Below are 13,213 nucleotides of genomic sequence, written 5' to 3'. Positions count from 1 at the left end.
TTTACTTTCAGGGAAAATCTATGTCGCAACATTCATCCGCGGGTAAACTGGCTGCTCAAGCTCAATTAATCAATGTTGCCAAATTGGTAACTGATTATTACCGTTTATTACCCGATCCTAATGAGGCAACGCAAGCCGTCAGTTTCGGTACATCTGGACATAGAGGGACATCCAGTAATTGCTCTTTTAACGACACTCACATAGCCGCAATCAGCCAAGCATTGGCTGAATATCGTGTTAGACATAATGTCAACGGGCCAATGTTTATTGGTAAAGATACCCATGCATTATCTGAACCGGCCTTAGTGACTGCCATAGAGGTATTATGTGCAAATGACGTGACAGTGTTCATTCAAAAGGACAACGGTTTTACACCAACGCCTGTTATTTCTCAGCGCGTGGTGAGCTATAATAGAGGCCGTAAAAACGGGCTTGCGGACGGTGTTGTTATTACACCGTCGCATAACCCGCCTACAGATGGTGGATTTAAATACAATCAAGTACATGGCGGTCCCGCGGGCAGTGAAGCCACAAATGAAATTCAACAACGTGCTAACGAAATCATAGCCAATAAACTCATTGACGTTAAACGCATGACTATTTCCCAATGTTTTGCTTCAGGTCGAGTGAACGAGATAGATTTTTCTGATGATTATATTAATGCGCTGGACAGTGTCATTGACATGCAAGCAATTTCTGCGGCAAAGATTAAATTAGGCACAGATCCATTAGGCGGTTCCGGCCTCGCGTATTGGGACAAAATCGCGGATAAGTACAATATTTCAATTGATGTAGTGAACCCTAGTCTCGATCAACGTTTTGCTTTTATGCCATGTGATCACGATGGCAAAATCCGAATGGATTGTAGTTCGCCATTTGCAATGTCTGGTTTAATAAAGTTAAAGAATAACTACGACGTCGCTTTTGGTAATGACCCTGATTTCGATCGGCATGGCATTGTAACCTCGTCTTCTGGTTTGATGAATCCGAATCATTATTTGGCCGTTGCCATTAATTATTTGTATCAATATCGAAACGAATGGTCTGACGCACTTGGCGTTGGTAAAACACTTGTATCTAGTTCGATGATCGATCGTGTCGCCAACAAGTTAAACCGAAAGCTAGTAGAGATGCCTGTCGGGTTTAAATGGTTTGTCGACGGTTTGTCTAATCAAACGATTGGTTTTGCTGGAGAAGAATCGGCTGGCGGTATTTTTTTACAACGTGATGGCAATACATGGGCCACAGACAAAGATGGATTTATTTTGTGCCTGTTGGCTGCAGAAATAACGGCCGTGACTGAAAAAGATCCCGGTGAACATTACAAGACACTTACTCAAACCTTCGGTGAACCAGCATACAAGCGTATCGATGTTGCTACAACATTGGCGGAAAAGAAGCGCTTGTCATCAGTCGATGCATCCGTTATTACTGCCAAAACCATTGCCGGCGAGTCGATTACCAATATTCAAAGTAAAGCGCCAGGCAATAATGCCAATATCGGTGGATTAAAAGTGTCTACTCAAAGCGGTTGGTTTGCGGCTCGACCTTCAGGTACTGAAGACGTATACAAAATTTATGCTGAGAGTTTTAAGGATGAAAATCACTTAAAGATACTCATTGAAGAAGCTCAATCATTAGTTACTGATACATTAAAATAACTTAATTGTTTATAAGGTGTTAAATCAAAGATCTTAATTGTTATATATTGAGTAAAAATAAAACAAAATAAATATTTGATATTTAAAATTAACATTTTGCTAACATGCATACGTATGTTAGCCTTCATTTTCTATAGTGTTAGCAAAAAACATGTAATACACTTTCCTCGTTGATTTAACTCTACGGGAAAGCATTTATGCCTGCTCAAAAAAAAGCGACAAGCAAATCCGGCACTAAACCAATCAAAGTAACTAAACCAGTCAAAGTGGCTAAAGCGAAAAGTGCGACCGTAACAGCGTCTGATGCTGTTGCCATTCAATTGGATAAAGACGCATTTAAGCAAGCAGTAGTAAAAAACCTGCATTGCACATTGGGGACTGATGAAAACAAAGCGAATAATCATGCTTGGTGGAAAGCGACCAGTGCGGCAATGCAAGAGCTTGTTTTTGAACGTTTAAGGACCACGCAGAAAACGCATTACCTAAATGATACACGCGCCGTACACTATTTTTCTGCTGAGTTTTTAATGGGGCGTTTGTTATCCAATAACATGCACAACTTTGAATTGTTCGAAACTGCGCAAAGTGCTTTGAAAGAGTTAGGTGTTGACCTAACTGATATGCTTGAAGAAGAACCTGATATGGCGCTTGGCAATGGTGGCTTAGGTCGTTTGGCTGCATGTTTCATCGATTCGCTAGCGACGATGGAGTTTCCTGCAATCGGCTATGGGATCCATTATGAGCATGGCTTATTTAGACAAGAAATTAGAAATGGTGCGCAAATTGAACGCCCTGACAGCTGGCGTGATTTTGGTAACCCTTGGGAAATATGCCGACCTGAATCCATACAGCAAATCTCCCTGTATGGATACGTTGAAACAAAATATGGTAAAAATGGCGCCATCCAAAAAGAATGGCACCCGGGCTCTATAGTGACAGGTGTTCCATGGGACATTCCTATTGTTGGTTACGGTGGTAAGACAGTTAACGTATTGCGCTTATGGCAAAGTCAATCATCCGAGTATTTCAATTGGGATGTATTTAACGCCGGCGGTTATGTAGATGCACAACGTGAAAACGTTGAATCTGAAACAATTTCGAAGGTGCTTTATCCGAACGATGAAACTGACGCAGGAAAGGAACTGCGATTAATTCAGCAGTACTTTTTTAGTGCCTGTTCATTAAAAGACATTATCCGTCGCTATAAGCGCGCGCATGGTGACGACTGGAGCCGTTTCTCTGAGCAAGTAGTCATACAACTAAATGATACTCACCCAGCCATAGCTATTCCCGAGTTAATGAGGATATTAGTAGACAGAGCTGAGTTAGACTGGGATACCGCTTGGAGCATTTGTACCAAAACCTTTGCATATACAAATCATACTTTATTGCCTGAAGCGCTAGAAAAATGGCCTGTACGAATGATTGAAAAAGTGCTGCCAAGGCACTTAGAAATTATTTACGAGATTAATCACCGCTTCATGACAGAAGTAGAAGCCAAATGGCCTGGAGATAATGAAATAAAAGCGAAGTTGTCGATTATCGAAGAGAGCAATGAAAAGATGATCAGGATGGGTAACCTATCTGTAATAGGTTCGTTTGCGGTAAACGGCGTTGCAGAAATTCATTCAAAGCTAGTCAAGAGTCAATTGTTTCCAGAGTTCAATGAACTATATCCGGGCAAATTGACAAACGTGACGAACGGCATCACGCCTAGGCGGTGGTTAAAAGCGTGCAACCCCTTATTCTCGCAGTTGATCAACAAGAAAATAGGTGATGATTGGATATTGAATTTAGATAAGCTTGATGACCTTTCGGCCTTCGCGAGCAATAAAACGTTTCAAAATCAGTTTATGAAGATAAAACAGCAAAACAAAGTTGCGTTGGCTGAAGAAATTAAAAAATTAACGGATATTACGGTCGATCCAAAAGCAATTTTTGATATTCAAATTAAGCGATTACACGAATACAAACGCCAGCACTTAAATTTATTACACATACTGGCCTTATATCGGCGCATACTGCAAGACCCGGATTATGATATGCATCCACGCGTTTTCATCTTTGGCGCAAAAGCAGCGCCCGGTTACGCGTTGGCTAAAACGATTATTTATGCAATCAATAAGGTCGCTGATAAGATCAACAATGATAGTCGAGTGAACAAGAAGTTAAAGGTAGTGTTTTTACCCAACTATCGTGTGTCTTTAGCAGAAAAAATGATTCCTGCCGCTGACGTGTCACAGCAAATATCAACGGCAGGTAAAGAAGCGTCGGGTACCGGTAATATGAAATTGGCGCTCAATGGCGCGGTAACCATTGGCACACTTGACGGCGCAAACATTGAAATCGCTGAAGAAGTAGGGGAAGACAATATCTTCATTTTTGGCTTAACGGTTGACGAAGTGAACCAGCGTTTAGCCGAGGGTTACAAGCCTTATGACTATTATTATAAAAACGAAGAGTTAAAATCAATCCTCGATTGGTTGGACAGTGATTATTTTACGCCAGGTAACCCGCATGCGCTGTCTCCACTTAAACAGAGTTTGTTAGATGGTGGCGACCCTTACTTGGTTTTAGCTGATTTTGAGGCGTATTGTGACGCTAACATTAAGTTAGACAAGGCATATAGAGATAAATCGAAATGGGCAGAAATGGCTATTTTAAATACGGCTAAAATGGGTAAGTTTACGTCGGACCGTTCAATCAAGGACTACGTGAACAAGATTTGGAAGTTGGATAGCTGCGGCGTGAAGTAGCGACTAGGCCTGCAGGCCATATTAGACTAAAGAACAAAAAGCCGGTGTTAACTGGCTTTTTTTGTAAAGAAAATCACTAAATCTACGATAACAAATTTAGTACGCGGGAGACCTATTGTTTTTCTGGATGAAAGCAACCTGCCAATATTACTTAGTGGATTTTATGATTAGAAGCATACATCAGCATTTGAACGAAATTCCAAATAGATATCACTTTATTGAGTTGATAGAAAAAACTGCTGCAAAGAAAAACCGTTTCAGTGTTATGTTTATGGACGTGATGCGGTTTTCGGATGTATCTGCTGCTTTTGACCATAAATCTGGTGATGAAGTTTTACTTCAAATCGTAAATCACATTTGCGCCATTTTCACCAACGCTTGTGCAGTAGGGCGTTTAAGTGGTGATATTTTTGGTGTGGTATTTGACGATGCGGTTTCTGACAAAGATATTAGAAACGAACATGCGCGTCTGATTTCTCATTTTAAATCGCCTTTAAACGTGAATAACACGGCATTTATTGCTGACTTTAATGTTGGCGCGGCCATTCGAAAGTCTAACGATTCAGATGTGAACACGATTATTTCATTAGCGGAGAGCGCGTTACGTAAGTCAAAATCTAATCGACATGTTAATTTTACCTTACTCACTGACGAAACTAACGAGAATCACGGAAAAGGTTTAGCCTTAAAAGCAGATTTAACGCGGGCACTAAATAACGAAGAGTTAGAGTTGTATTTTCAGCCAAAGGTCGATTTGAATTCCTATCAAATAATTGGTGGAGAATGTTTGCTTCGCTGGAACCATCCATTGGATGGCGTTGTATTTCCTGGTACTTTATTGCAAGCAGCTGAGTCATATAACATGATGAATGAGCTAGGATATTGGACTTTAGAGAACGCGTTTAGAAGTCTAGCGATGCTGAGGCAAGAAGGGTTTGATATTCCGATATCAGTGAATCTATCACCAACGCAATTATACGATCCACGATTGTTACCGACTCTTAGAAAGTTTATTAGAGACTATGATATTGAAGCCAACTATATTGAAATAGAGTTGACGGAAGACGTCATGTTAACCAATTCACTCTTAGTAAAACGACAGCTATCAGAAATTAAAGCCTTAGGTATTTCATTGTCGATGGACGATTTTGGGAAAGGCTATTCAAATCTATCATTCGTGAGGGATTTAGATCTCGATGCAATAAAAATTGATAAAGCGTTCGTTTTTGAGCTGAGCGATTCGCCAGTGAATTCAGCGATCATTCAAGCGACGAAAGTGATATGTGACGCGAAAGGATGTGAAACGTTTGCTGAAGGTATAGAAACCTTGCAGCAGCTCGCTATTTTACAATCGATGGGTATTACTAAAGGGCAAGGATTCTTGTTTTCTCAAGCGGTGCCAATGCATGATTTTTTAGAGCAAATAAAAGTGGGAGATTTTTCTCATATAGTTTATAAAAATAAATCATCTGGTGTTGCTTAGTAAAACGTAGTGCGAACATGCTAGGATAATAAGGCGTATAATGACATAAAATAAGTAAATTTTGATTAATTCCAGTATGACCACCCCCCTCAATGATTTTCTTTCTTTTTCTTTAGAACACTATACTAATTGGCATGAAATATCCGGCAATATAGGTACATCCATACGTTATAACAGTGACGTTCCTGGTGTTTTGACGTTTATGCCTAACAACACCCCCAGTGCACATACCAAACAGATAATCTTGTCTTGTGGAGTTCACGGCAATGAAACTGCGCCGATTGAAATATGCAATGCGCTTATCAAACAAATCTATAACCAAGAAATAGATTGTAAACACAAGGTAATGTTTATTTTTGGCAATTTGCCAGCAATGAAGATTGCGAAACGTTTTGTTGATGAAAACCTTAACCGACTGTTTGATCCAAACGCAGAAAATTCATGCAGCCATCAACAGATTGATGAAGCATATAGTATAGAAAAAGTCAGAGCTGAAGAACTCATGCAGCAAGTTGCCTGCTTTTTTACAGACGCAGAGGGCGATAGAATACATTATGATTTACATACGGCTATTCGTCCCTCTAAAAATGAAAAGTTTGCGGTTTATCCTTATTTGCATGGCAAGACATATTGTAAAGAACAGTTACAATTTATGTCTGACTGCGGTGTAAATACTATATTATTATCTCAATCACCAACAACGACATTTAGTTATTTTTCGTCTCGAAAGTATGGCGCTCATTCGTTTACGGTTGAGTTAGGCAAAGTATATCCTTTTGGAAAAAATGACATGTCGAAGTTTACTGATATGAATTTGATGCTAAAGCAATTGATTGGAATGTACGAGTTTAGCACTAGTTGTTTTGAAGATTGCCCCTTGGAAGTTTTTACTGTGAATCAAGTGATAAATAAAACGAAAGACGACTTTACACTGCACTTTGACGATGACCTTGCAAACTTTTCGTCTTTTCAGCGCGGGCAATTGCTTGCGAGTGAACAGGGTAAGGAATTTCGTGCGGAATATGAAGATGAAGCCATTGTTTTTCCAAATGCAAATGTCGCGTTAGGCCAACGAGCGCTTTTAACGGTAGTGCCATATGCACTTTAAGTTACATCCGCAGTTAGAAAAAGATAGCGAGTTTGTACTCGATTTGGACGTATGCCAATTGCGTTTAATAAATGAGGCCAATTACCCTTGGCTTGTACTTATTCCTAGATTGAATGGCATTGTAGAACTATCCGACTTAAGTGAAACAGAATATACACAGACAATGCTTGAGTCTCGGGCAATCGAACTGGCAATGATTAGGTTGTTTGAACCGGTAAAAATGAATATAGCGGCGATTGGTAATATGGTACCTCAATTACATATTCATCATGTTGCGAGGTACAAGAATGATAAGGCATGGCCTGCGCCAATATGGGGTAAACACCCAATGCAAGCTTATGATAACAACAGTAAAGTGCTGCGTATTCAAACGATAAAAAAAGAATTATTAGCTAACATACAAACGTAGGAAAAATAGGATGATCATTACTACAACAAATGGCATTGAAGGACAAAAAATAGAGCAATACTATGGTGTTGTAATTGGCGAAGCGATTATGGGCGCCAATGTCTTTAAAGATTTATTTGCTTCTATTCGAGATATTGTCGGTGGCCGATCAGGTGCTTATGAAGCTGAGTTGACTAAGGCCAGAAAAGTCGCGTTTGAAGAATTGGAGCGTGAAGCCAGAATGATGGGTGCAAATGCCATTGTTGGTGTCGATCTTGACTACGAAGTAGTTGGGCAAAACGGAAGTATGCTAATGGTTAGTATCAGTGGTACTGCGGTTAGATCTGTGCCAGCGTAAAAATCTACTTTTTCATTTAACCGCGGCGTTATTCATGACGACGCGCTAATTAGTACGGCGCTGTAAACCAAAAATTTTAAGACGGCATGCTTTATTTGTCGTCTTGACTATCGTTTTTCTCGATTTTTTTATGGCCGTCATTATAATCACCATCACCGCCATCATAGTCGCTGTCTGGTCGCGGCTTAAAGCCCTTAGGTATCTTAAAATCTTTACTGTCTCGCAATAGCAGTATATTGCCGACAATAATGCCCAGCACCAGAATAACTAATAAGGTAAGCCATAAAGCGCTCATCGCTTAACTCCTAGGTAACCATATCGTTTCGACCACCATACCTTAAACTATAGGGAACGCATATCCTTGACGGCGAGAATTGTATATTTTTGATTAACATTTAGTTGATTCTATGCCATCTTAGCGTAACAAATCGCCATTGTAATATGGACTTTATTCTTGCTTCGATAGCTAAGAGGCAAGAATGTTACATGAGTTTAGAATAGGCTGTTATGGAATCAAGAAAGCGAAAGCGTGGGTTAAGAGCGTCGAGAGATAAACTGGCGTTGGCTATAGAGAACGCCGGATTTAAAACACAACATGCCTTGGCCGAAGCAATTGCTAGCGAAGAAGGTTTAGCAAAACCACCAAAAGACTTAGTGAGTAAAGTCTTTAATGAAAAGGCCGTTTCTGAGAAAAACTTTTTGCGTGTGGCTAGGGCTCTCAAGGTGGCGCCGCATGAAATTTTCTTGAGCAATGACAGCGAAGGTCACACTGAGGACTTAGTCCATCACACTGTCGTGCAGTCGGAAAATTTGGTTTGTGACGACAATGGCCTTAAGCAGAATCTAGACGCTAAACAAATATTAAGCACGAACACCTCAGCGGTAAATGGACAGCGTTCTCCACTGTTTAAACAACAAGCTGGTGTGAAACACGCCTATCTATGGGGTCTAGTCATTTTGTTAGGCTTGGCTTTTCTGTGGTTTTATGCAAATAGTACCAATGATCAAGTGTTACAAAGCACCAAGATAGAGACACCATTGGGCAAGGTGTTAATTGTATTGCAGTCGCCGCCTGAGCTTAACAAACTGGCACTTGCCTTGGTTGAACAGAGTAAAGCAATGAGCGAGTTAAACGTCATGTTGCCTGAATCACCAAGTGCCTATTTTCTTAGCAACGATGAGGTATTTACGCAATTGAAAGCACATGCCGTAATGCGTCTTTCTGTAGAAAATACTGAGTTTTATGCAGGTCTTAAAGTAAGTATTTCGTCACCCACGCATCAGCGCGTTTTATCAAACATATTTGCTCGACATAGTGAAATCAAAGCATCTACTGATGTCATTAGCCAACGCATTATGCAAGGCTTGCTTAGTTTTGTGGATGGACAGCCATTAGGTGAGCAGTTAGTTGGTAGGCCTGAAGTGTTTTCTCGCCACTTACTGGCGCTGAATGATTTGTTTTTAAGTCAATCAAAAGCGGGTTTGCAAGCAGTTGAACAGCAAGTAAGTGAAGTCATAGCGCTAAATGAGAATTTTGCAAATGCATATGCATTAATGTGCGTAACGAAAGTTCGTATGCGTTTTTTGTACGACTCAATTGAAGCCTTGGAAGACGCAGGGGAGTATTGTGATAAGGCTGAAGCGTTAGCCCCCAAACACCAAGACACACTGGCAGCGAAAATTTTATTTCTTTCAAAATCTGGTCAGTTAGTTGATGCCATATTGCTTGCTGAGCAAATACTTAACGACGAAGCCTTTATGTTTATTGAAAGTGCAGATTTTTATGCCTTACTTGTCGAGTTATACGCCTCGGTGTCATTGGACGATAATGTGTTGACTAACAGTGAGGAAAAGCTTAACTCTATTGAAGAGAAGTTATTGTATTACGCTGAAAAAGCCATCGACTTAGAAAGTAGGCATTGGCACGCATACAATGAGCTGGGAAACTATTATTTTAGGCGAGGGGAAATAGGGTCGGCTAAAGCGAATTATTTACAAGGCAGCAAAGTCGTTAAACATGGAGTTATGTTAAGCAATTTAGGCACGACACAGTTGTGTTTTGCCGAGTTTGAACAGGCCGCAACTACTTACAAAAGCTTGCTTGATATTGACACGCATACTTATCTTGCTTACGAACAATTAGGCACTGTTTATCTGTTTATGCATGATTTTAATAAAGCGCTTGCAAATAAACTTACGGCCATATTAGAGCAACCTGAGATTTCGATTCATCAACTGTGGGGATCTGTTGGTGAAATTTATCGCTTACTTGGCAATAAGGAAAAGGCCTACGATTATTTTTATAGCGCCTTGCAGCATGTTGAGCGAGATCTATTGCTAGAATCGGCAAATAATGATGACAAACTTCATGCCTTGTATTATCAAGCCAAGCTACAAAGCTTAGCACCTTCTGAATATCAAATGAGCCACCTAGAAACACGGGTGAAAGCGTTTCTCGACAACCAACAACGCTTAGGTCTAAAGGCTAAAAGCCATTTAGCTTGGCTAGCTGGCAAGATAGGCGAGGACAATCAAAAACAAGCGATTGTTTCCCAAATTTCATCGATATGCCCCGCCTACGAACACTCACCAGAGCTACACTAGACGCTTTACCGCTATAAACTATTGTACTCTTCTTACCATAAGTAAACAGAGTATTAGCAATATGGTAGCTGACCATAGCGTTGGTGAATTTACTTGTGGCGGCACTTGAGTTGAATCTAAGACCTCAATCATTGCGGAAAAACTAGTAAAATCTAAGCTAAAGCCAAAGGGATCCGACAGTATGGCAGTACTAATATCTATGTTGCTAATGCCTGCCTGTAGTCCGGTAAAAGAAAGTGTCGCAAGGCTAAAGCTATCTGCTTGAGTACTTAAATCTGGGCTGAACGACAAACCACTTATGTTCACGGTAGGGGCAATGCTCACTGGGTTCAAAATATCAAACTCAGGTAATGAGCCATAGTGGAAAGCGTCAAAATTGGTGGCTAAGGTATCGATGCTTAACAGAATATCAAATCCGCCTAAGTCATCGACTATATCGATGCCACTTATCCATAACTCTAAATCGATACTGTCACCTATGTCTATCGATTCAATCAAATCATCGGTGCTTTGGTTAAATGACAGTATTGGTAAAGCGTAAGCAGCATGACTGAATAGAGCAACTAGAAAGCTACTGACTAACACAAATTGTTTACATTTGTTCATTATGATTCCTCTTCGTTTTCCTTGAGAGGCGCTCAACATATCTATAATTGAGCGCCGTAGTTTTATTAATTTAGTGTTGTGGTATTGCATCTCGGTAAGGTACAGACTTGCACACAGCCTCTACCGTCTAGGATCGTAATCACGCCATCACCATCCCAATCCGCCGGATCATCTATGCCGTTGGCTGGTGTGTTTCTACGCCCAAATATCGCGGCAATATCCAGCCTATCAACACTGCCATCCGCATTTACATCACACCGTTGTGGCGGCTGGATTACTTCAGTTACCGTGACAGTTGTTCTATCTGTATCACTTAAATCACCATCTGTAACTCCTAACTCGATGACATAGCTACCTGCTATATCAGGCATAAACGAAGTTGAGACGTTAGCAGGCATTACAATGTCTAAGGTAGTCAAGCTACTGCCGGCAGGAACAGAAACAAAACGCCATTCAAAACTGAGTGGTGTGGGCGAATCATCTGGGTCATTGCTGGCTATTCCACTCAAGTTAGCTATATTGCCCAACTCTATAGTTTGGTCTTCGCCTGCGGCGGCAATAGGCGCTTGATTTGCAGGGACGTCATTTATTGAAATATCTACTTGAACGCTGTCAGAGTTTTCACCATCAAATACCGTTAATTGCAAACGATACGTACCTGCTTGCGTCGGCGTAAATGTAGTGATTATTTCATTGTTTGAACTAAGAACCGCGTTGATAGCACCAATGCTTGACCATGCATAGCTCAATGCAATAGGCCCATTGTCTGGGTCACGACTGTTCCCCGCGTTTAAAGTAATTACTTCACCCACTTGCATAATACCGCTAAGCTCAATCTCAGCGATTGGCGCAATATTTGCGTCAGTCACGTCGATAATTACAAGGTCTGGCAAACTATCCTCAGCGCCATCATTGACCACTAATGAGATCTCGTATCTACCCATTATTGTTGGCGTGAAGCTTGGTGCAACGGTGGTTGAGTCGTCGAGTGTAAGGTCAGCGCCGTCCGGCTGTGAACTCACCATCCACTGGTAGGTGATCATATCGCCATCGGCATCCATACTTTGGCTACCGTCAAGCGTTACAAGGGAGTTCGTTTCGGCCTCTGTATTATCGCCAGCGTCAGCGACAGGGGTGCGATTTTCAACCATTACAGAGGTTTGTGCTTGACCTGCGTCAGCGCCATCAAACACCGTAAGGGCAAACTCGTACTCACCTATGATGTCTGGCGTAAGGGTGGCAACTACGTCACTTGAATTGTCAATATCACTGCTACTAAGCGCTGAACCATTGGGCGCACTGACAAGTGTCCATTCATAACTTAGCGCTTGTGGGCCAGCATCCGGATCAAATGACTGCCCGCCATCTAGCGTAATTTGTTGATTTTTAAATACCGCACTTGGCGCCGAAATTACAGCAATTGGCGCTTGTGGAGGAGGTGAAATAGGCGGTACGTTGTAATCGAGTCGATATGGGCCAATCCCAGTGTCGTTCGTGTTAGACGATGAGTTGTCTATTACAATTAAAGTATAATTCCCTTCGAGTGGTAGCGAAAGACTATTAATAGAAGCGACATTACCATCGTTATCACTTGCAATTAAGTTACCAAGAGGATCTATGACCAATAGCTGTAGCCATAAACTGGTTTGGTCAATATCTATCGCTGCAAAACTTACAGTGTTGCCTGTTTGACCAAAGAACGCATAGCTATCTATGTCTCCTAGAGTTATCGATTCGTCGAGAGAGCCTGAGCCAGATAGGGGGCCATGCTCATCTGCACTTGGAGCTTTAACGTAATGTAGTTGATAGTCACCAGTACCGGTATCGTTATTGTTACTCGCAGAATTGTCATTGACGACAACAGTGTAAGTACCCGTCACAGGGGCAAACATGGATACTTTAGCGACGGTTCTACCAGCATCTATGCTGATGCGTGAGCCATCAGGGCGATAAATCGCAATTTGCGGCGACAATAAGCCCTCTGTTAAGTCTGCAATAGTCAACAGCACATACTCACCGGCTTCAGCGTCAAGTGTCCAAGAGTCGATATCGCCAAGGGTAATAGTTTCTGTTACAAAATCACCGTTGATGAGGCTGCCATGTTCGTTGGCGCTTGGAGCTTTGACGTAATGTAGTTGATAGTCACCAGTACCGGTATCGTTATTGTTACTCGCAGAATTGTCATTGACGACAACAGTGTAAGTACCCGTCACTGGGGCAAACATGGATACTTTAGCGACGGTTCTACC

The 13,213-nt window shown here is 41.3% G+C and carries 10 protein-coding genes; 7 read left to right on the top strand and 3 right to left on the bottom strand.

Annotation, left to right across the window (positions count from 1 at the left end; genetic code table 11):
* Positions 1-20 precede the first annotated feature (20 nt).
* The 6 genes from pgm to QQK00_RS05765 all read left to right on the top strand — a co-directional run bounded on the left by pgm (position 21) and on the right by QQK00_RS05765 (position 7,754).
* Positions 21-1,661, top strand: a complete 1,641-nt coding sequence (gene pgm / locus QQK00_RS05790; protein WP_284216533.1) for a phosphoglucomutase (alpha-D-glucose-1,6-bisphosphate-dependent) — start codon at positions 21-23, stop codon at positions 1,659-1,661.
* Between the two features lie 197 nt (positions 1,662-1,858).
* On the top strand, positions 1,859-4,417 hold the full coding sequence (locus QQK00_RS05785; RefSeq protein ID WP_284216532.1) for a glycogen/starch/alpha-glucan phosphorylase: 2,559 nt from the start codon (positions 1,859-1,861) through the stop codon (positions 4,415-4,417).
* Positions 4,418-4,580: 163 nt separating this feature from the next.
* A complete protein-coding gene (locus tag QQK00_RS05780; protein ID WP_284216531.1) occupies positions 4,581-5,900 on the top strand; it encodes a putative bifunctional diguanylate cyclase/phosphodiesterase in 1,320 nt (439 codons plus the stop codon).
* Positions 5,901-5,961: 61 nt separating this feature from the next.
* Positions 5,962-7,008, top strand: a complete 1,047-nt coding sequence (gene astE / locus QQK00_RS05775; RefSeq protein ID WP_284216530.1) for a succinylglutamate desuccinylase — start codon at positions 5,962-5,964, stop codon at positions 7,006-7,008.
* Positions 6,998-7,417, top strand: a complete 420-nt coding sequence (locus tag QQK00_RS05770) for an HIT domain-containing protein (protein ID WP_284216529.1) — start codon at positions 6,998-7,000, stop codon at positions 7,415-7,417. The genes astE and QQK00_RS05770 overlap by 11 nt, the downstream gene beginning before the upstream one ends.
* 10 nt (positions 7,418-7,427) lie before the next feature.
* Positions 7,428-7,754, top strand: a complete 327-nt coding sequence (locus QQK00_RS05765; RefSeq protein ID WP_284216528.1) for a heavy metal-binding domain-containing protein — start codon at positions 7,428-7,430, stop codon at positions 7,752-7,754.
* A gap of 91 nt (positions 7,755-7,845) precedes the next feature.
* On the opposite strand, the gene QQK00_RS05760 is transcribed toward QQK00_RS05765, so the two are convergent.
* Positions 7,846-8,049, bottom strand: a complete 204-nt coding sequence (locus tag QQK00_RS05760) for a DUF2897 family protein (RefSeq protein WP_284216527.1) — start codon at positions 8,047-8,049, stop codon at positions 7,846-7,848.
* A 212-nt stretch (positions 8,050-8,261) separates the two neighbouring features.
* Between QQK00_RS05760 and QQK00_RS05755 the strand changes: the two genes are divergently transcribed.
* Entirely contained in the window at positions 8,262-10,358 is a 2,097-nt protein-coding gene (locus QQK00_RS05755) for a tetratricopeptide repeat protein (protein WP_284216526.1), read from the top strand.
* Positions 10,359-10,376: 18 nt separating this feature from the next.
* On the opposite strand, the gene QQK00_RS05750 is transcribed toward QQK00_RS05755, so the two are convergent.
* Together QQK00_RS05750 and QQK00_RS05745 are read right to left on the bottom strand one after the other, a co-directional pair.
* Positions 10,377-10,964: a hypothetical protein gene (locus QQK00_RS05750; RefSeq protein WP_284216525.1), complete on the bottom strand. Its 588-nt coding sequence runs from the start codon at positions 10,962-10,964 to the stop codon at positions 10,377-10,379.
* A 65-nt stretch (positions 10,965-11,029) separates the two neighbouring features.
* The coding region (locus QQK00_RS05745) for a PKD domain-containing protein (protein WP_284216524.1) at positions 11,030-13,213 on the bottom strand (2,184 nt) is incomplete at its 5' end.

Origin of the sequence: Agaribacter marinus (assembly GCF_030160655.1) — a bacterium.
GTDB classification, from domain to species: Bacteria; Pseudomonadota; Gammaproteobacteria; order Enterobacterales; family Alteromonadaceae; genus Glaciecola; species Glaciecola marina.
The sequence above is the reverse complement of the archived record's forward strand: the minus strand, read 5'-3'. Positions and strand labels throughout refer to the sequence as shown.